Source organism: Streptomyces sp. NBC_01465, assembly GCF_036227325.1.
Lineage (GTDB): Bacteria > Actinomycetota > Actinomycetes > Streptomycetales > Streptomycetaceae > Streptomyces.
The window spans coordinates 6,661,204-6,681,153 of the sequence record NZ_CP109467.1 but is presented as its reverse complement, the minus strand read 5'-3'; the positions used below and the strand labels follow the sequence as shown (position 1 = coordinate 6,681,153).

At 68.1% G+C, this 19,950-nt stretch carries 17 protein-coding genes; 4 read left to right on the top strand and 13 right to left on the bottom strand.

Annotated elements, in window-relative coordinates:
• Window positions 1–111 precede the first annotated feature (111 nt).
• Window positions 112–1,221 carry an LCP family protein gene (locus OG707_RS31405; RefSeq protein WP_443071423.1) on the top strand — a complete coding sequence of 370 codons (1,110 nt, stop codon included), beginning with the start codon at window positions 112–114 and terminating at the stop codon, window positions 1,219–1,221.
• On the opposite strand, the gene OG707_RS31400 is transcribed toward OG707_RS31405, so the two are convergent.
• Window positions 1,222–1,407, bottom strand: coding sequence for a hypothetical protein (locus OG707_RS31400; protein WP_329124294.1), 186 nt, complete (start codon window positions 1,405–1,407; stop codon window positions 1,222–1,224). It abuts the gene before it with no gap.
• Between the two features lie 112 nt (window positions 1,408–1,519).
• Window positions 1,520–2,566 carry a hypothetical protein gene (locus OG707_RS31395; RefSeq protein WP_329124292.1) on the bottom strand — a complete coding sequence of 349 codons (1,047 nt, stop codon included), beginning with the start codon at window positions 2,564–2,566 and terminating at the stop codon, window positions 1,520–1,522.
• A gap of 79 nt (window positions 2,567–2,645) precedes the next feature.
• On the opposite strand from OG707_RS31395, the gene OG707_RS31390 reads away from it, so the two are divergent.
• Window positions 2,646–3,011, top strand: coding sequence for an NTP pyrophosphohydrolase (locus OG707_RS31390; protein WP_329124290.1), 366 nt, complete (start codon window positions 2,646–2,648; stop codon window positions 3,009–3,011).
• Here the strand turns inward: OG707_RS31390 and OG707_RS31385 are convergent.
• From OG707_RS31385 to OG707_RS31350, 8 genes are all read right to left on the bottom strand, one after another.
• Window positions 2,987–4,459 carry an ArnT family glycosyltransferase gene (locus OG707_RS31385; RefSeq protein WP_329124288.1) on the bottom strand — a complete coding sequence of 491 codons (1,473 nt, stop codon included), beginning with the start codon at window positions 4,457–4,459 and terminating at the stop codon, window positions 2,987–2,989. The genes OG707_RS31390 and OG707_RS31385 overlap by 25 nt on opposite strands.
• Before the next feature lie 72 nt (window positions 4,460–4,531).
• The gene (locus tag OG707_RS31380; protein ID WP_329124285.1) at window positions 4,532–6,049 is read right to left on the bottom strand and encodes an amino acid permease; all 1,518 of its coding nucleotides are present in this window, start codon (window positions 6,047–6,049) and stop codon (window positions 4,532–4,534) included.
• 188 nt (window positions 6,050–6,237) lie between these two features.
• Entirely contained in the window at window positions 6,238–8,163 is a 1,926-nt protein-coding gene (dxs, locus tag OG707_RS31375; RefSeq protein ID WP_329128075.1) for a 1-deoxy-D-xylulose-5-phosphate synthase, read from the bottom strand.
• Between the two features lie 216 nt (window positions 8,164–8,379).
• Complete coding sequence (locus tag OG707_RS31370; RefSeq protein ID WP_329124284.1) at window positions 8,380–9,678, bottom strand: sugar ABC transporter permease; 1,299 nt, start codon at window positions 9,676–9,678, stop codon at window positions 8,380–8,382.
• Window positions 9,675–10,463 (bottom strand): ATP-binding cassette domain-containing protein, encoded by a 789-nt coding sequence (locus OG707_RS31365; protein WP_329124280.1) that lies wholly within the window; start codon window positions 10,461–10,463, stop codon window positions 9,675–9,677. The genes OG707_RS31370 and OG707_RS31365 overlap by 4 nt, the downstream gene beginning before the upstream one ends.
• A 231-nt stretch (window positions 10,464–10,694) precedes the next feature.
• Window positions 10,695–11,762 carry a sugar ABC transporter substrate-binding protein gene (locus OG707_RS31360; RefSeq protein WP_329124278.1) on the bottom strand — a complete coding sequence of 356 codons (1,068 nt, stop codon included), beginning with the start codon at window positions 11,760–11,762 and terminating at the stop codon, window positions 10,695–10,697.
• 122 nt (window positions 11,763–11,884) lie between these two features.
• Window positions 11,885–13,084 (bottom strand): ROK family transcriptional regulator, encoded by a 1,200-nt coding sequence (locus OG707_RS31355; protein ID WP_329124276.1) that lies wholly within the window; start codon window positions 13,082–13,084, stop codon window positions 11,885–11,887.
• Between the two features lie 198 nt (window positions 13,085–13,282).
• On the bottom strand, window positions 13,283–14,296 hold the full coding sequence (locus tag OG707_RS31350) for an N-acetylglucosamine kinase (protein WP_329124274.1): 1,014 nt from the start codon (window positions 14,294–14,296) through the stop codon (window positions 13,283–13,285).
• A gap of 79 nt (window positions 14,297–14,375) precedes the next feature.
• On the opposite strand from OG707_RS31350, the gene OG707_RS31345 reads away from it, so the two are divergent.
• Both OG707_RS31345 and OG707_RS31340 read left to right on the top strand, forming a co-directional pair.
• Entirely contained in the window at window positions 14,376–15,251 is an 876-nt protein-coding gene (locus OG707_RS31345; protein WP_329124272.1) for a MurR/RpiR family transcriptional regulator, read from the top strand.
• Window positions 15,248–16,000, top strand: a complete 753-nt coding sequence (locus tag OG707_RS31340; RefSeq protein WP_329124270.1) for an SIS domain-containing protein — start codon at window positions 15,248–15,250, stop codon at window positions 15,998–16,000. The genes OG707_RS31345 and OG707_RS31340 overlap by 4 nt, the downstream gene beginning before the upstream one ends.
• 65 nt (window positions 16,001–16,065) lie before the next feature.
• Here the strand turns inward: OG707_RS31340 and OG707_RS31335 are convergent, their stop codons facing one another.
• From OG707_RS31335 to ngcE, 3 genes are read right to left on the bottom strand one after another with little or no spacing between them, the layout of a single operon-like run.
• On the bottom strand, window positions 16,066–16,938 hold the full coding sequence (locus tag OG707_RS31335; RefSeq protein ID WP_329124269.1) for a carbohydrate ABC transporter permease: 873 nt from the start codon (window positions 16,936–16,938) through the stop codon (window positions 16,066–16,068).
• The gene (locus tag OG707_RS31330) at window positions 16,935–17,990 is read right to left on the bottom strand and encodes a carbohydrate ABC transporter permease (RefSeq protein ID WP_329124267.1); all 1,056 of its coding nucleotides are present in this window, start codon (window positions 17,988–17,990) and stop codon (window positions 16,935–16,937) included. The genes OG707_RS31335 and OG707_RS31330 overlap by 4 nt, the downstream gene beginning before the upstream one ends.
• A gap of 7 nt (window positions 17,991–17,997) precedes the next feature.
• Window positions 17,998–19,404 carry an N-acetylglucosamine/diacetylchitobiose ABC transporter substrate-binding protein gene (gene ngcE, locus OG707_RS31325; protein ID WP_329124265.1) on the bottom strand — a complete coding sequence of 469 codons (1,407 nt, stop codon included), beginning with the start codon at window positions 19,402–19,404 and terminating at the stop codon, window positions 17,998–18,000.
• Window positions 19,405–19,950: the final 546 nt, after the last annotated feature.

Sequence of the window (19,950 nt, the reverse complement as noted above, 5' to 3'; positions counted from 1 at the left end):
TTTCCACAGGTTCGAACACATGCACAAGGATCCGCAGTTTGTCACACGGTCCATGCAACGTTCACCGAACCCCCTCAGCCTCACCATCCACATGAAAGGGCGCCACGAGCAGTGACGTACCAGACCGACGCAGACAGTCCCCACAGCGGCCACCGCGCCGCCCCCGCCAAGGGCTCCCGGCGCAAGGGGGGCAAGGGAGGCAAGGGCAAGAAGAGGCGCGGCCTGCGGATCGTGCTCATCAGCCTGGTCGTCCTGCTGCTCGCCGGAGGCGGCACCGTCTGGTGGCTCTACAGCCACCTCAACGGCAACATCAAGGGCGTCGACATCAACAAGGCGCTCGGCACCGACCGCCCCGAGAAGCTCCCCACCAGCGGACAGAACGTGCTGGTCCTGGGCTCGGACTCGCGGTCGGGTGAGAACAAGGGGCTCGCGGGCGGCAACGTCAGCGGGGCCCGCTCCGACACCGCGATGGTCGTGCACATACCGGAGGGCCGGAAGAAGGCCGTCGCCGTGAGCATTCCGCGCGACACCCTGGTGACCAGGCCCGAGTGCACCAAGAAGGACGGCTCGACGCTCTCCTCGGCGCAGCGCGTGATGTTCAACTCCGTCTACTCCCTTGCCGGTCCGGCCTGCGTGGTCAAGACCGTCGAGAAGATGTCCGGGGTGCGCATCGACCACTACATGGAGATCAACTTCGCCGGGTTCAAGGGGCTCGTCGACGCGATCGGCGGGGTCGATGTGACCACCGAGCAGGCGATCCACGACACATCCTCGGGGCTCGACCTCACGGCCGGTACGCACAAGCTGAACGGCACCGAGTCGCTGGCCTTCGTCCGCACCCGGCACGGGATCGGCGACGGCAGTGACCTCGGGCGCATCGGGCTGCAGCAGCAGTTCATGCTGGCCCTGCTGAGCGAGGTCAAGTCGCAGGATCTGCTGGGCAGTCCGACCAAGTCGTACAAGATCGCCAACTCGCTCACCAAGTCGCTGACCACCGACTCCGAGCTCGCCTCGCTGACCTCGCTGGCCGACTTCGCGCGGAGCCTGAACGGCGTCGATCCCGCCACCATGGAGACGATCATGCTCCCGGTGGCGTACGACAAGATCGACCCGAACCGGGTGATCGCGGCCGAACCGCAGGCGAAGACCCTCTGGAAGGCGATCCGCACCGACTCGACGATTCCCGCGTCGGCGAAGAAGTCCCCCGCGACCGGGGGCTGATCAGCGGGCGCTCGCGCCCAGGACGACCGTCAGGGACGTCGTGGGCGCGAGCCAGGGCAGGCCCGACGGGCCCGAGTTCGCGATCGCCGTGCGGTCGTGTTCGGCGGCCGCCGCGAGCACCTCTGCGGCCTTCGCCTCGCTGCCGGCCGCCGTGTCCGCCGTTGCTGCTTCCTGGATGTACGCCATTGCTCTGCTCCCTCGCCGATGTCCCCTCCAGCGTGACCGGGCCGTACGGCGAGGAGCAGGGGGCGTACGTCACCGGCGCGAAGGACCAAGGTCCCGTCGCCCTACTTGCTCCCTACACCTTTGCCCAGGCCGCGAGCGCCAGCCCCGGTTCGGCCTTCTGGCGGGCGATCCGCAGGGTGCCGTCCTCGGCGATGGCCGCCATGACCACCCGGTCCTCGGCGTCCAGCGCCAGGGCGGGGGCGCCGAGGGAGGGCTCGCCGGTCGGGGTCCACCACAGGCCGTCCGCCTCGCCCTCGGTCGGGCAGGCGGCGATGGCGGGGCGGCCGCTGCGGCTCCGGTAGGCCAGGACCGTGCAGTCGTGGCCTTCTATCGGGGTGCGCAGGACCGCGGGGGGACCGCTGTCGGGGTCGCCGCCGAGGGGGATCGGGTCGGAGCCGGGGCGGTGGGCGACGATGCCGGGGTTCTCGCGGTCGCTCCAGTAGTACGTGGCACGGCTCTCGGCGGTCTGCAGACCCTCGATCGATCCCGGGTACGGGGTGGCCGCGACCGGTTCCGCCTCCGTGAAGTCCCCGCCGGGGGCGTCCTGTTCGCGGCGGAGCAGTTCCTTGTCGGCGGGGGCGAGTGCCTCGACGAGACCGCCCACGGCGACGGCCGCAGCCATGCCCTCGCGGAAGTTCGCACCCTTGAGGTCCTGCCATCCCTGCCACTTCACGGCCTTGGTCTGGCGCCGCAGGTTGACCGCGCCGTTGCCGTTGTTCAGGAAGAGGTGCACATAGCCGTCGGCGCTGACCGCGACCCCCGGGACGCCGACGGCACGGGCCTTGTTCATGTCCTTGGTGTGGGGGTTGCCCAGTGACTGCCAGGGGCCGATCGGGCGGCCGCTCTGGTACTGGACGGCGTGCATCAGGTCGTCGCCGCCCTGCGCCCGTCTGCGGCGGGCGAGCAGATGGACGTAGCCGTCGGGGCCCTGGCCGAAGGAGACGTGCAGGAGGTCGGGCGTGGCGAGGAAATCGGGGCCGGTCCACTCGGGTCCGCCCGGCACGCTCTCCGTCCAGCGGAGAATTCCGCCGTCGGCGAGGGCATAGGCGGTGAGCCTGCCGTCCTTGCCGCGGAAAAGCCAGCGGCTGGTGCTCGGCGCTAGAGCGATGTGCGGCGACATGGCTGGCTGCCAGCCTTCCCTCAACTGGTCATACTTGTCGTCAACACTAACATTCTGGCTGGTGAGGGGCGGTGCGAGGGTGTCCCTGTTGATCGTGGACGCGGCAAATGTCGTGGGTTCCGTGCCCGACGGCTGGTGGCGGGACCGGCGCGGGGCCGCCGTACGGCTGCGGGACGGGCTCGTCGGGTACGGGGACGGCGCCGAGATCGTGCTGGTCGTCGAGGGTGCGGCCCGCGGGGTGGAGTCCGTCGAGGGCGTACGGGTGGAGTCGGCGCCCGGCAGCGGCGACGACCGGATCGTGGAGCTGGCCGCCGAGGCCGCTGCCGCCGGGGCGGAGTGCACCGTGGTCACCGCCGACCGGGAGCTGCGGCGCCGCGTGGAGGCGTACGGGGCGCGCTGCGCCGGGCCGCGGACCGTGCGTCAGCCGCCCGGGGAGCGTACGTAGAGGACCGCCCCGTCGACGGTGGCCCGTTCCGTGTAGCGGCCGTCGAGCAGCCGGCGCAGGGTGGGGACGCGGTCGGGGGCGAAGGGCTTGCCGCGCGAGTCGTCGACGATCAGGGCCGGAGGCCGCTCGGCCATCTCCTGGCGGAAGGTCGTCCAGGCCCCCTCGACGGCGTACTTCTCGCCGACCTGCGGGCCGTCGCGGCCGCCGCTGTAGTTGGTGAGAAGCCCTGCGGTGAGGAAGCGGCTGGCGGGGGCGCGGTCGGCGAAGAGGTACGTCTCCGGGTGTATCCCCCAGACGAGGACACGGTCCGTGGGAACGGTGCGCTCCTGCACGGCTTCGGCCAGACGCTGGACGTGGGCGAGTTCCGGGCGCGGGGCGAGCAGGCCCCAGGCGAGGAACAGCGCGCAGGTGCAGGCCGAGGTGAGGACGGTGGTGTGCAGCCAGTCGCGCGGCAGGATCTGCAGCGCGGCCGTCCCCAACAGGGCCAGGGGCGGGATGAGTTGGAGATAGTAGTGGCCGAAGAAGTGGAAGCCGATGACGACCGCGGCGGCCGAGGAGCCGAGCCAGAGCCAGAGGTCGGCGGCGCCGGTGCGGGCGATGCGCAGGACGCGCAGGACCGGTGGGATCAGTCCGGCGCAGGCGAAGGCGAGGATCGCGGTGTTGGTCATCGCGCGTACCAGCACGTGGAGTTCGGATCCCGTGAAGGAGGCGTACGCCCCCGATCCGGTCACCGTCCAGAAGACGAAGCCGGTGGGCGTGGTCAGGAGTGCCGCGGTGAGCACCGGAAGCGTGAGGCCGACTGCCGTACGCAGCAGGGCCTTTCGGGTCGGAGCGGTGTGCCAGAGCAGCCACAGGACCGGGATCAGCACCGCGCCGCCGGTCTGCTTCGTGAGGAACGCGGCCGCCACCGCCAGGCCCGCCCCGGCCCATCTGCGGCGGTCCGCGCACCAGAGCGCGGCCGCGGTGAAGGGCAGCATGAAGACCTCGAAGGTGGCCGCCTGGGTGTCCTCGGGGTTGAGGCCGATGGAGGCCAGGAGATAGAGGACACCTGCGGTGCGGCCGGCGCGGTCGCCCCAGCGGCGGCGGGCGATCGCGGCGAGTAGGGCCGCGGTGGTGAGCTGGGCGAGGACGGCGAGGACCTTCAGCGGGTGCAGCGATCCGTCGCCGCAGAGCGCGAAGGCGGCTTCGTACAGCCAGGGCAGCAGCGGTGGTTTGCGGTCGACGACGGTGCCGTAGAGCGTGCCGCCGTCGAGCAGTATCCGCGCCTGGACGGCGAGATACCCCTCGTCCGGGTTCCAGAGGGGGAGCCGGAAGGAGGGGATGCGGGTGACGGTGGCCAGTGCGGCGAGGAGAAGGAGGACGCGGGGCCAGAAGGGCGGCGCGGGTGCCCGTCGCGGCAGCCGGGGGGCGGATACGTACCGTAGCGAAGGCGGCGGCTCGACAAGCATGGGTGCAAACTACCGGCCCCGCACTCCGCTGTTTATACGGACATACGGGGCCGGAGATGAATTCCGGTGTGATTACCGGGAGTTGCGGGCCGGGTTGAGGCGGCTGTGCTTGCGGCCGTAGGCGAAGTAGATGACGATCCCGATCACCATCCAGATCCCGAAGCGCAGCCACGTCTCGACCGACAGGTTCAGCATCAGCCAGACCGAGCAGGCCACGGAGAGCACCGGGAGTACGGGCACCCAGGGGGCCTTGAAGTTGCGCGGCAGGTCGGGGCGGGTGCGGCGCAGGATGATCACGCCGAGGGCCACGACGACGAAGGCGAAGAGCGTGCCGATGTTGACGAGCTTGGAGAGCTCGTCGAGCGAGACGAAACCGGCCACCAGCGCGGAGATGAGGCCCAGGATGATCGTCGAGCGGTAGGGCGTACGGAACTTGGGGTGGACGTGGCTGAAGAGCGGCGGCAGCAGTCCGTCGCGGCTCATCGCGAAGAAGACGCGGCTCTGGCCCATCAGCAGGATCATGCAGACGGTGACCAGGCCGATGATCGCGCCGAAGTTGATGAGCCCGGCCCAGAAGGGGTGCCCGACGGACTTGAAGGCCTCGGAGAGCGGGGCCTCGGAGTCGAGTTCGGTGTACTTCTGCATGCCGGTCACCACGATCGCGACGGCGACGTACAGAATCGTGCAGATCAGCAGCGAGCCGAGGATGCCGCGCGGGATGTCCTTCTGCGGGTTGCGCGTCTCCTCGGCGGCGGTGGCGACGACGTCGAAGCCGATGTACGCGAAGAAGACGACGGCCGCGGCGGTGAAGATCCCCATGAAGCCGAAGCTGGTCGGGGTGAAGCCGAAGATCGCTTCGAGGAGGGTCGAGCTGAGGCCGTCGCCGCCCTTGGTCTCCTGCGAGGGCGGGATGAACGGGTGGTAGTTGGAGCCGTTGATCAGGAAGGCGCCGACCGCGATGACGATCAGGACGACGACGACCTTGATCGCCACGACGACGGAGGTGACCATCGCGGAGAGCTTCATACCGATGACGATCACCGCGGTGACCGCGAGGATGAGGAGGAACGCGGCGATGTTGAAGCCGAACCCCCCGTCGGCGGGCGGCCCTTGGAGCTTCTCGGGCAGCGGGATGCCCCAGCTGTCGAGGAGCGACTGGACGTAGCCGGACCAGCCGACGGCGACGGTCGCGCAGCCCAGCGCGAGCTCCAGGACGAGGTCCCAGCCGATGATCCAGGCGGGGAACTCGCCCATGGAGGCGTAACTGAAGGTGTACGCGGACCCGGCGACGGGGACGGTCGAGGCGAACTCGGCGTAGCAGAGGGCCGCCAGCGCGCAGACGACGGCGGCGACGACGAAGGCGAGGGTGACGGCGGGGCCCGCGTAGTTCTTGGCCGCCGTACCGGTGACGACGAAGATCCCCGAGCCGATGACGACCCCGACGCCGAAGACCGTGAGATCGAGCGCCGAGAGCGACTTCTTCAGCGCGTGCTCGGGCTCCTCCGTGTCCTGGATCGACTGCTCGATGGATTTCGTCCGCAGCAGCCCCTGCTGCCGCTTGCTGGTGGTGTGGTCGGTCTGTTGTGCCACTGCCGCGCCTCCCTGGTGGTCCGGTCCCGATGGCCGAGTCACCGCAATGATCGAGACCACACCTGCCGGTACGGAGAAGGGGAGGGGCAATTCACCCAATGGGGCCCATGCGGGCGAAAACCAATGGGCCGTACGGACCACCCTGACGGATGGTCCGTACGGCCCAGGGGCTGACGGGGGCGGACGGGTCAGTCGCGCGCGACCTCTGCCGCGACGTCCTCCATACGGCCGTCCAGCTTCGCGACCAGGCCGGTGACCTGGCGGGCGATGTCCGGCGCGGTCAGACCGATCTCGGCCATGACCTCGCCCCGCGACGCGTGGTCGAGGAAGCGCGCCGGGATGCCGAAGTCCCGCAGGGGGACGTCCACGCCCGCGTCCCGCAGCGCCTGCGAGACGGCGGAGCCGACGCCGCCGGCACGGCTGTTGTCCTCGACGGTGACGACGACCCGGTGCTGCTCGGCGAGCGGGGGCAGCGCCTCGTCGACGGGCTTGACCCAGCGGGGGTCGACGACGGTGGTGGTGATGCCCTGCTTGTTGAGCAGTTCGGCGATCTCCAGGCACATGGGCGCCAGGGCGCCGACCGAGACCAGGAGAACGTCCGGGCTGTCCGTACCCGCCTTGCGCAGGACGTCCATGCCGCCGACCTTGCCGACGGCGGGGACGGCCGGTCCGACCGCGCCCTTGGAGAAGCGGACCACGGTGGGGGCGTCCTCGACCTGGACGGCCTCGCGCAGCTGGGACCTGACCTGGTCGGCGTCGCGCGGGGCGGCGATCCGCAGGGTCGGGACGCACTGCAGGATCGACATGTCCCACATGCCGTTGTGCGAGGCGCCGTCCGTGCCGGTGACGCCCGCCCGGTCGAGGACGAAGGTCACGCCGCACTTGTGCAGGGCGACGTCCATCAGGACCTGGTCGAAGGCACGGTTGAGGAAGGTCGCGTACACGGCGAAGACGGGGTGCAGTCCGCCGGTGGCCAGTCCGGCCGCGGAGACCGCGCCGTGCTGCTCGGCGATCCCGACGTCGTACATACGGTCGGGGAAGGCCTTGGCGAACTTGTCGAGGCCGACGGGCTGGAGCATGGCCGCGGTGATCGCGACGATGTCCTTGCGCTCCTTGCCGAGGCGGACCATCTCCTCGCCGAAGACCGAGGTCCAGTCGAGGCCCGAGGTGGCGATCGGCAGTCCGGTGTCCGGGTGGATCTTGCCGACGGAGTGGAAGCGGTCGGCCTCGTCCGCGAGCGCGGGCTCGTAACCGCGGCCCTTCTCGGTGAGGCAGTGGACGATCACCGGGCCGCCGAAGCGCTTGGCGCGCTCCAGGGCGGACTCCAGGGCGGTGATGTCGTGGCCGTCGATCGGACCGAGGTACTTCAGGCCGAGGTCCTCGAACATGCCCTGCGGGGCGATGAAGTCCTTGAGGCCCTTCTTGGCGCCGTGCAGGGTCTCGTACAGCGGCTTGCCGACGACCGGCGTGCGCTCCAGGAGGTCCTTGCCCTTGGCCAGGAAGCGCTCGTAGCCGTCGGTGGTGCGGAGCGTGGCGAGGTGGTTGGCGAGGCCGCCGATCGTGGGGGCGTAGGAGCGCTCGTTGTCGTTGACGACGATGACGAGCGGGCGGTCCTTGGCGGCGGCGATGTTGTTCAGCGCCTCCCAGGCCATGCCGCCGGTGAGGGCGCCGTCACCGATGACGGCCACGACGTGGTCGTCCTTGCCCAGGACCTCGTTCGCCTTGGCGAGGCCGTCGGCCCAGCCCAGGACGGTGGAGGCGTGGCTGTTCTCGATGACGTCGTGCTCGGACTCCTCGCGCGAGGGGTAGCCGGAGAGGCCGCCCTTCATCTTCAGCTTCGAGAAGTCCTGACGGCCGGTGAGGAGCTTGTGCACATAGCTCTGGTGACCGGTGTCGAAGAGGACACGGTCCTTCGGGGAGTCGAAGACGCGGTGCAGGGCAATGGTCAGTTCGACGACGCCCAGGTTGGGGCCGAGGTGGCCGCCGGTCTTGGACACGGCGTCGACGAGGAAGGTCCGGATCTCATCGGCCAGCTGGTCCAGCTGCTCCGGGGTGAGCCGGTCCAGATCGCGCGGTCCCGTGATGCGGGTCAGCAGCTCCCCCCCGTCACCCACCGCCGCCCTTGTGGGACGCGCTCCGCGCGGCTGTGTCACCGTGCCTCCTTGCGTTCTAGCCTGATCGAGCTTCTGCCGGATCTTGTCGAGTCTAATGTTCCGGCCGCGACCGTGTTCATCGGGCGGTGCGTTCTATGTCACGCGTGCATCACGCTGTACCCACGCAGGAGCGCCCGACACCGGAGTACGGTGCCGGGCGCTCCTGCGGATCCGCGGTCAGGCGCGGCCCGCGGTCTTCTGGGTCTTGCGCGAGACCGAGTCGATGATCACGGCGATGAGGAGTACTCCACCGGTGATCATGTACTGGATCGCGTTCGACGACAGGTTCATCTGGTTGAGGCCCTGGACGATCGACTGGATGACCAGAATGCCCAGCAGCGCGGACCAGACCTTGCCGCGTCCGCCGAACAGGGACGTACCGCCGATGACCGCTGCGGCGATGCACATCATCAGCTGGTTGCCGCCACCGAGCGAACGGTCGGCGCCGCCGGTCGCGGAGGCCAGGAAGAGACCGCCGACCGCACCGAGCGTGCCGGAGATCATGAACACCGAGATACGGATCCAGGACACGTTGATACCGGCACGACGCGCTGCCTCGATGCCACCGCCGACCGCGAAGATCTGGCGGCCGTAGGTGGTGCGGCGCAGGACGAAGTCGGTGATGACCAGGATCGCGAGGAAGATCACCAGGGAGAGCGGGAGGCCCTGCTCCTGGTTGAACGCGTATGCCGCGAGGAGGGAGAGGATCGCGAGCAGCACGGTGCGCAGGATGATCTCGCTCTGCGGGCGGTGCGGCAGCTCCGCGGCCTTGCGGCGGCGAGCGTCGCGCAGCTGCGCGAGGTAGAAGGCGACGATCACGACGACGGCGAGACCGTAGGCGGCGGCCACGTCGGCGAAGTAGTAGCTGGTCAGGTCCCTGACGAAGCTGCCGAGCGGGGTGGTGATGGTGGACTTGTCGCCCATCACCCAGGTCTGCAGACCGGCCCAGCCCAGGAAGCCCGCCAGCGTCACGACGAACGCGGGCACGCCGATCTTGGCGAAGACGATGCCGTGGAAGGCGCCGATGACCGTGCCGGAGAGGATGCCGACCACGATGGCGAGGGAGTCGGGCATGTCCGTACCGAGCACGGCCCAGACCGAACCCGCGAGACCCGCGACGGAGCCGACCGCGAGGTCGATCTCGCCGAGCAGCAGGACGAAGACGATGCCGACGGCCATGATGCCGGGGCCGGCCGCGTACAGCGTGATCTGGTCGAGGTTGTACGAGGTGAGGAAGTTGCCGGTCTCGAGCTGGAAGACGATCCCGATGATGATCAGGCCCACCACGACGGGCAGCGAGCCGATCTCGCCCGAGCGCACCTTGCGCTTGAACTCGATCCAGTAGCCCTTGAAGCCCTGCTCACGGATGAGCAGGCGGGGGTCGACGACCTTGACGGCGCCGGCCGCTGCTGCGGGAGCCTCGGTGGACTCGGCCTGGGCCGGGACCTGTGCCGACGTCTTGCTGATCTTGCTCACTTGGATGCCTCCGCGCTGCGGGACTTGCGGCGGGTCACGGCGTTGTCCGTGGCGCCCGTGATCGCGGCGATGATTTCTTCGTGGCTGGTCGTCGCCACGGGGAAGATGCCGTTGTTGTGGCCGAGTCGCAGCACGGCGACCTGGTCGGCAACAGCCTTCACATCGGCCATGTTGTGGCTGATGAGGATGACGCCGAGGTTCTGCTCGCGCAGCCGCTCCACCAGGTCGAGGACCTGTGCGGTCTGCTCGACGCCGAGGGCCGCGGTGGGCTCGTCCAGGATCACGATCTTGGGGTCGCCGACCAGGGCGCGGGCGATGGCCACGACCTGGCGCTGACCGCCGGAGAGCGCGGCAACCGGGATACGGACGCTGGGGATGCGGATGGAGAGGGTGGACAGGAGGTCCTGCGCCCGCTTCTCCATGGCGACCTCGTCGAGGACGCCGCCCTTGCGGATCTCCCGGCCGAGGAACAGGTTGGCGACGACGTCCAGGTTGTCGCAGAGCGCGAGGTCCTGGTAGACGGTGGCGATGCCGAGGTTCTGGGCGTCGTGCGGACGGTTGATGTCCACCTTGTTGCCCTCCCACTCGATGACGCCCTCATCGATGGGGTGCACGCCGGCGATCGTCTTGACCAGCGTGGACTTTCCTGCACCGTTGTCGCCGACGAGGGCGACCACTTCTCCGGCATGGACTTCGAGATCGACACCGGAGAGGACCTGGACCGCTCCGAATCGCTTGAAGACTCCACGCAACGCCAGCACGGGCGTCTGTGACACGTGAACCATCTCCTTCGCCGCCTGACCGGCGGGGATGTGCCGCCTGACCGGCGGAGACGCCGCGCCACGAGGGGCAGCGTCGACGTACTGGAAGTACTGGGGGGAATGTGTCCGGCACCCGGCCGACAGCGGGGTGTGAGCCGGCCGGGGCCGGACAGTCATGGGGCGGGCCGACTCCGCCGTACGGGGCGGGTCAAACCCGTGCGCGCCAGGGCCTGTTGGCCCTGGCGCGCGAGGTGACTACTTGATGCCCAGCGCGGTGCACTTGGCGGCGATGTCCGAGACGCAGATGTCGGACACCTTGTAGATGCCGTCCTTGACCACGGTGGACGCGATGTTGTCCTTGTTCACGACGGTCGGCTCGAGCAGCGTGGACGGAACGCCGTCCGTCTTGCCCGTGGCGCCGATGTCCTTGCCCTGGAGCAGGTTGACCGCGAACTGGGCGGCGGCGGGGGCGAGCTGCTTCGGCGACTTGTAGATCGTGAAGGTCTGCGTGCCCGCGATGATCCGCTGGATACCGGTGATCTCGGCGTCCTGGCCACCGACCGGGATGTCCTTGATGCCGGCGTTGCCCAGGGAGGTGATGATGCCGCCGGCCATGCCGTCGTTGGCGGAGTAGACCGCGTTGATCTTGCCCTTGCCGACCGAGGAGATGGCGGCGGTCATCTTCTCACCGGCGATCTTCGGGTCCCACTCGCCAGAGGCCTCGTAGGCAATCTTGATCTTGCCGTCGAGGGACTCGTGCGCGCCCTTCTTGAACAGGCCGGCGTTCGGGTCCTTCTCGTCACCGTTGATCATGACGAGGTTGGAGCTGGCCGCCTTCGAGCCGAGGGCGTCGAGGATGGCCTGGCCCTGGAGCTTGCCGATCTTCTCGTTGTCGTGGCTGACGTACGCGTCGGCACCGACGATGGCGCGGTCGTACGCAACGACCTTGACGCCCTTCTTGTGCGCGTCCGCGACCCACGCGGCCGACTTCTCGGCGTCGACCGAGGAGATCGCGATGACCTTGATGCCGTCGGCTATCTGCTGCTCGAACTGCTGCTTCTGCTGGCCGACATCGCCGGCGGCGTTCTTGTACTCGACCTCACAGTCGGCACAGTCCTTCTTGACCGCTTCGATGAAGAGCGGCTTGTCCAGCGTCTCGTAGCGCGCGGTCTTGTTCTCCGGGAGCAGCAGACCGATCTTGGTCTTGCTGCCCGAGTCCGCCGAGTCCTTCTTGTCGTCGCCGGCCTTGCCACAGGCGGCGATGGAAAGGGCCATCGAAACAGCAGCGGTACCGATGACGGCACGACGCATCATTGCGTTCATGTGGAGATGCCTCCCTGACGAGGCCGCAACGTCGCGGCCGAGGTGGGAGTGAGTCAACTCGGCCGCCACGTAGGCGTCAAGGAGTAAATCCTTAACGAGATGGCAACGGTGTCATTCGTTATCTAAGTGAAGGCAGGGGTCCCCGCGGGGACACTACTGTCCAAAAGGGTCGAATCGCCCATTTCGCTGAGTACGAGAGCGAGCGCGCCCAGCACCTCCGCGCGGCCGCCCAACGCCCCCGGAAGCACGGAGAGTTGACGTGCCGCACTGGGGATCGCGTACCTGCCGACGGATTCACGGATGGGCCCGAGGACCAGTTCACCGGCCTCTGCGAGGTCTCCCCCGAGGACGACCCTGCTGGGGTTGAGGAGGTTGCACAGGTTCGCGACACCGCTTCCGATGTGGCGGCCCACGTCGGCGACCACCCTGCGGCAGCCCGGATCGCCCTCGCGGGCGAGCTGTACGACCCGCTCCATGGTCAGGTCCACGCCGTGGCTGGACTGGAGAAGGGGCAGCACGTACCGGGCCGCGGTGAAGGTCTCCAGGCAGCCGCGGTTGCCGCAGCGGCAGACCGGGCCGGACTCGTCGAGCGTGATGTGGCCGATCTCGCCGGCCGTGCCGCCCGGGCCACGGTAGATCTGCCCGTCGATGACGAGGCCTGCGCCCACACCGCTGGCGACCTTGATGTACGCGAGGTCCTTGACCCCCCGGCCGCTCCCCCACACCAGCTCGCCGAGCGCGCCCAGGTTGGCGTCGTTGTCGACGTACACCGGCACTCCGAGCCGTGCGGAGAGCTCCTCGGCGGGGTTGATGCCCGTCCAGCCCGGCAGGATCGAGGTGGAGCCGAGCGTGCCCGACTCGACGTCTATGGGGCCCGGTACACCGAGCCCCACGCCGATCACCTTGTCCGCGCCGATGCCGGTCGCCGAGATCAGCCGCTTGACCAGCTCCTCGGCCCGTCCGAAGCCCTCCGCGGAGGAGGCGTCCACGTCCAGTGGCTCGGACTCCTCGGCGAGCACCTGGTGGGCCAGGTTGCCGACCGCGACCCTGAGGTGCGTATGCCCGAAATCGACACCGATGACGATGCCGGCCGAGCCGCTCAGCGAGACGCTTCGGGCCCTGCGGCCGCCTGCGGAGGTCGGGGTGACCTCGACGGTTCCGCCGTCCTTCAGCTCCCGGACGATATTGGAGACCGTGGCTGCCGAGAGCCCGGTGGAGCGGGCGATCTCCGCCTGAGTGAGCGAGCCCGCCATCCGCACCGCGCGAACGACCCGCTCAAGGTTGGCCCGGTGCAGAGATGTCTGCGACCCCGGAGTCTCCATCGACTCATCCACTCCCGCCTTTGGCAGACGGCACGACGGCCGCCCCCCGCGCGGGGTCGCAGCAACGAGACCCCGCCCTATCTCCAACATGTGAACTCTAAGATGAGCCTTTGGGGTTCCTATCCGTCAAGACCTTGAGCAGGGGAAGGCACGAATGAGCGGCCCTGCCACTGACCACAGTTGAGACAGAAGCGCAGGTCAGGCGGGTGTGACGGGCGCAGATGTCGATTCGGACGGATTACCGCCGGTAAATTTTGCATGCAGTGAGACGTGCACGGCTGCCTCCACTGGGTTCACAACCTCGCCCGCCGCCAGCCACGCGGCCGCTCCGGCGCCGCTTCCCGCCGTGCAGACCGGTGCGTACCCCTGCGCGGCAAGGAGCTCCCGTACCGCCGCGCGAAGCGGACCTTCGCTGGTCAGAACGGATCCGGCGAGCACGATCGGGCCCTGCGCGCGGTGCACACGGGATGCCGTGGCGACGAGGTGGCGCGCTCCCTCTCGTACGATCTCCAGCGCCTTCGGGTCGCCCGCCTCGGCGGCCCTGTTCACGGCCGGGGCGAGGCGGGTCAGCGACTGGGGGGCGCTCTGGGCGCGCTCCACCAGAGCGATCGCCTGATCGTTCAGGTCACGAAAAGGTCGCGGTGAGCCGAGCAGTTCGGCGGTGACGAGTTCCCCGAGCAGCCCCGGATCCCTGCTGTCCGGTTGCGCCAGGGTGTGTACGACGGCCTTGGCCGCCTCCCGTCCGAGCCAGAAGCCGGAGCCCTCGTCGCCGAGGAGCCAGCCGAGCCCGTCCGCAACGGCCTCGACCGATCCGCCCTCGACCCGGCAGGCGATCGCACCCGTACCGCTGAGCAGGAGCGTCCCCGACGGCTCCGGGGTGCCGGCCACGAAGGCGATCAGCGCGTCGCCCACGAAGCGGGGCGCACAGCCGAGTCCGGCGCCCTTCCACACCTCTTCGAGCACGCCCGGCGCGAAGGCCTGACCGCCCGCGATGCCCGCCACACCGGCGGCCACGTCGGCCGGGTCCACGCCGCTCAGCGCTTGTGCGAGCGCGGCGGTCAACTGGGCGCCGGCGGCGGCCTGTCCATGGCTGGTGGGGTTTCCGCCGCCGGCCTTTCCGCGGCCCAGCGGCTCTCCGTCGAGGCGCGTGACGACCGCGCGGGTCGATGTGCCGCCCGCGTCGATTCCCAGGACGAGCCGGTGATCCGTCATGCCGACATGGTGGGTCTTGACGGGAACCCATGGCAAGAATAATTTTCATTCGGTTGGCACTTCGATGAAAAGAGTTACCTTGACAGCGGGGACAGTTGGGCGGATCACGGATGAACTGCCCGAATTGCCGGGCGCGTTGCGCCGTATCGCGGAGGCCGTTCTCGCCGACCCCGCCGCGGCCGCACGCTCGACGATCATCGAGCTGGCCGCCCGCGGCGGGGCCTCCCCCGCGACGGTGACGCGCTTCGCCAGGACCTTCGGATTCGCCGGGTACACGGAGCTCCGTTATGCCCTGGCGGCCGACACCGGGCGTACGGAACAGGCCAGTTGGGAGAGCACGACGGCGGCGACGGTCTCGCGGGACGACTCGCTCGCCGTCATGGTCCAGTCCCTGCTGACCACCGACACCGAGCTGCTGCGCGAGACCGGGGAACAGCTCGACCTCGACGCGGTCGCCCGGGCGGCCGCCGCCATGGTCGCGGCCCGACGCGTGCTCTTCTTCGGTACGTCGGTGAGCGGGGCCGTCGCCGCCCTGATGGCGGGGCAGTTCAACCGCATCAGGCTGCCCTGCTGGAGCTCCACGGACCCGCACGAGGCCCTGCCGAACGCGGCCCTGCTCCAGCCGGGCGACGTCGTCGTCGGGGTCTCCCACCGGGGGCGTACGCGCGAGGTCCTGGAGGTCCTGACCGAGGGGGCCGACAACGGCGCGGTCTCGGTCGCCGTCACCTCCTCCGCCCGTTCCCCGCTGGCGGAGACCGCGGACCACGTCCTGCTCACGGCCGGCCGGGAGGGCGTCCTGAGCGCGCGCGGCATGGCCACGGTCCACTCCCAGCTCTTCGCCCTCAACGCCCTCTACATGGCAGTCGCCCAACTGACGTACGAACGCACCACGCACGCCCTGGAGATCACCAGCCAGGCCACCGCAAGCCACCGCACAGAGAAGAGACGGTCATGACCATCGACGCGCAGTCCTTCGTCGGACACATCGAGAAGCTGATCCCCTCGGTCGCCACCAGTCAGACGGAGGCGGTCGGCCGTGCCGCCCGGCTGATCAGTGCCTCCCTCCTGGACGGCGGGGTGATCCAGGCCTTCGGTTCCGGGCACTCCGAATCCATCTCCATGGAGATAGCGGGCCGTGCGGGCGGTCTCGTCCCCACGAACAAGATCGCGCTGCGCGACCTGGTGCTGTACGGCGGTGAGCCGGCCTCGCTGCTCGGCTCCCCGGAACTGGAGCGCGATCCCACGATCGCCCAGAAGCTGTACGACCTGATCCCCGTCCAGCCGCAGGACGTCTTCGTGATCACGTCCAACTCCGGTGTCAACGGGACGATCGTGGAGTTCGCCTCGATCGTGAAGGAGAAGGGGCACGGCCTGATCGCCATCACGTCGCTGCAGCACACGCACGAGATGACCTCGCGCCACCCCTCGGGCCGCAAGCTGATCGAGCTGGCCGATGTGGTGCTGGACAACGGTGCCCCGTACGGGGACTCGGTGATGGACCTGCCCGGCGGCGGCACCTTCGGCGCCGTCTCCACGATCACCTCCGCGCTGCTCGCCCAGATGACGGTCGCCGAGGTGGTCAAGGACCTGCTGGCCGCCGGCCAGGTTCCACCGGTCTATCTCTCGGCCAACATGGCGGGCGGGGACGAGCACAACCGCGAACTCGAGGCGCGGTACGCGGGACGGATCCGCCGCGGGGCCTGAGACACGAAGGGCGGTGCCCCGGCGGAGCAATCCGCCGGGGCACCGCTTTCTGCTGTACCGCGCCGCTAGCGGAAGGTGCCCTGCGACACCGAACCGGCGATCCGGCGCTGGAATATGACGTACACGACCAGTACGGGCGCCACCGTGACCACGATCGCCGCGAACAGCGCGCCGTAGTCGACGTCGTAGACCTGCGAGGACGCGTAGGCGGCCATTCCCTGGGTCAAGACCCACTTGTCCTGGTTGGTGTTGAGCGCCACGGGCAGCAGGAACTGGTTCCACAGCCCCAGGAAGTTGAAGATCGCCACCGCTGCCATGCCAGGACTGGCCATCGGCAGCATCACCTGGAAGAACGCCCGCCAGTCACCGGCGCCGTCGATCTGCGCGGCCTCGTAGACGTCATGCGGCAGTGACCGGAAGAACGAATAGAGGAAGAACATCGTGAACGGCAGCGCGAACGCGACGTAGGTGAGGATCAGTCCGGGACGCGTGTTCAGCAACCCGAGGTTCTGCAGCTGGAAGAAGAGCGGCACGATCGCCAGGAAGACCGGGAAGGTCAGTCCCGCCAGCATGACGTAGTAGATCACCCGGCGTCCGGGGAACTCGAACCGCGCCAGGATGTAGGCGCACATCGAGCCCAGCAACATCACCAGGAACAGCGCGCAGACAACGACGATCACCGAATTCAGGAAGTACTTCCCGATGTTCGCGTCGGTCCACGCGTGCGAGTAGTTCTCGACTCTCCAGTGGTCCGGCAACGAGAACGGCGACGACAGAATCTCGCTGTTCGACTTGAACGACGACATCAGCACCCAGAGCATGGGCACGATCACGATCACGGACCACAGGATCAGCAAAGCGTGCGAGATCGCAGCGAATCTGCGGTCGCTGCTCGCGGCGCCTCTCGCCAGCTTCCGGTCGACGGCTATGGCGCTCACTGAGCACCTCCCTTGACTTTGGCACGCCGAGCCTTCAACCCACGCGCTTTCTCTTTGCCCTCGCCACCGCCGGTCAGACGATTGACGGTGAACACCAGCAGCGCGAACACAAGGGTGACAACGGCGAGGACGACCCCCATCGCGGTGGCATATCCGAACTGCCCCTGGCGGAAGGCGACATTGAACAGCCGCTGACTGATCGTCAGAGTCGAGTTGTCCGGTCCGCCGTTCGGCAGCAGCGCCTGTACGTAGACGAACGCGTCCAGCGCGGCGATGCCCAGGTAGATATACGCCGTCTGCACCGTGTCCCGGATCGCCGGCAAGGTGATCGAGAACGTGGCGCGGAAGCGACCGGCCCCGTCGATCTTCGCCGCCTCGTACAACTCGGCGGGAACTCCCTTGATCGCAGCGATGAAGAGCACCGCGTAGAACCCGACGAGCCCCCAGACGAAGACGAACATCAGGGCGGGCATCGCAGTCGACGCTTCGCCCAGCCAGGCGAACTCCTTGAACCCGTCAAGACCGAGCTTGGTGAGCATGCCGTTGAGCAGGCCGGCGTTCGGGTCGTACATCTGCGCCCAGATCAGACCGACGATGATCGCCGGCACGACGTAGGGGAAGAACGAGACGACCCGGTAGAACGACGCCCCCCGGATTCCCCGGACGGGGCCCTTGCTGGGCCCTCCCAGGGTGATGGCCACCGCGACCCCGAGGGCGAGCGTCAACGTCACGAACGGCACGATGGCCGCCAGCAACGCGACATTGCGCAACGCCTTCATGAAGACGTCGTCCTGGAACATCTTGGTGAAGTTGTCCAGCCCGATGAAGTTGTAGTCGGGGCTGAAGCCGCGCCAGTCGGTCATCGCCCAGAAAATTGCCTGGACGAAGGGGATCAGGACGAAGGTCACGAAAACAGCCAACGGGACACCGAGGAACGCGAGGAAGAACGTCACCCGGTCGAAGGTGAGCTTGCGGCGTCGGGGACGCCCGCCGCGAGCGGCCGGTGTGGACCGGCCGCTTGCGGTGTCGGATTTGGCGATCGTGTCACTCATGGTGATGCTAGCTAACCTCGAACTTCTTGATGGAGTCGTCGTTCCGGATCTTGTCGGAGATCTTCTGCAGAGCCTTGGTCAGGCCGGCTGCGTCGAGGTCACCGGCAAGGAACGAGTTCCACGGCACCAGCATGTCGGTGTTGATCCCGTAGGCGCCGACGAACTTGTGGTCGAAGATGTTCTCGCCCGCGTCGGCGAGCATCTTCGACTGCGAGACCAGCGCCGTCGATCCGTAGCCGTCGGCGGGGACGGTGTCCTTGACGATCGTCGGGGCGAGCTTCGTCTTGGAGAAGTTGGAGGCCGCCTCCTTGGACAGCATCGCCCGCAGCGTCTCCTTGCCGCCCGCCGCGTTCTTGGCCTTCTTGGGAACCATGAACGGCTCGCCCGCGGCAGCGTGAACCGCCTCGTAAGGCATCTTCGGGCTGCTGGTGACCGTGAACTCCGGAATACCGGTCATCTGGAAGTCGGCCTTGGTGGCCTTCTTCATCTCGTTCTCGATCCAGCCACCGGTCGGGTAGAGGAGCGCCTTCTGGTCGTTGCTCCAGGCCGCCTGCGCCTTCTGGAACTGGGTGCCGGAGCCGCCAGGGACGAACATTCCCTCCTTGACCATCTTCTCGAGGACCTTGAGGATGTCCTGGATGGGCTTCTGCGACCAGGAGTCCGCCTCCAGCTTCTCCAGGGAGATGCGGACCTCGTCGCCACCCTCCTTGATCGCGGAGTCGATGACCAGCGTCTGGTAGTACGTGGCGGCTTCCTTGCCGAAGACCCAGAGGTACTTGCCCTTCTCCTTCGCCTTCTTGCCGAGCTCGTACGCCTCGTCCCACGTCTTCGGCGCGGTCCAGCCGTTCGCCGCGAACAGCGTCTTGGAGTACCAGACGCCGTAGACCGTCATCACGTAGTTGAGGCCGACGAACTTGCCGTTGAACGTTCCGGGGGCCTTCACGCCGGCGTAGATCGTGTCGGCGATCTTCTTGCCCTCGTAGTTGTTGGCCTCGAGGACGTCATCAAGCGTCTCGAGCTGGTCGAGAATGCTGAGGAAGCCGATCTGGTCCTCACCGGAGTTGTCGATGAGGTCCGGCGGGTTGCCGCCGACGAACCGGGGCTGGAGCTCCGGGGCGATGTCGACGACCGGCTTGACCGTCACCGAGACACCGGCGATCTGGCTGCCGATGACCTTGTTGGCGTATCCGACGTAGTCAGTGCCGTAGCCGCCGTTGAAGATGCAGGCTTCGACCTTGGAGTTCTTGGCGACACCGAAGGGGTTCTTGGCCGAGGTCTCGCCCTTCGGCTTGTCCGTGTCACCGCTGTCGGAGGAGGGAGAGCCACACGCAACCGCCATCGACCCCATGGCCGCTGCTGCGATCGCCCCTCGCAGGAACATCCGCCTGTCAAGAGACCCGATACGAGTCGTCATCTCTGCATCCTCACTGATCGATTCGATCTTCATGGGTTTCACTGCGTGTTCGGCCGTCAGGGCCAGGTCGGCGATGCGCTTGCCGCGCTTTCCTGTGAGCGCGACTTTCGGTGAGCCTCCGCGTGGGATATCGGCGGAGAGGCACATCCGGAGCGTTTCGCCGTCGTTTCGGAGCCGCTCAGCGGCGCCGATGGTGATCAGCTGCGAGATGTATGGCGGCGTGATCGATGCTCCTGATCAGATCGCGATGGCTTACGCCGAGGATGGATCCCATGCTCAAGTCCTCGCCTTCTCCAGGACTCAGGCGGTGCAGCGGAATCCACCGGCGCCCGCGAACAGATGAAGCTCTAAGTGCTGCTGCTTTTACTGAGGTGGGTGAACCGCTGACGACAGGACGCTTTAGGCCCCTTGCTCCCCCTGCCTCGCACCCGCTTCCGCGGGATGCTCGGACGCCGACAGGTATAGTCCACTTCCCTTCAACTGGGCAAGATCGAATGCAGGTTTGAACGTCAGTCTTTCCCGAGTTGAGACCTCACGGACATCTGG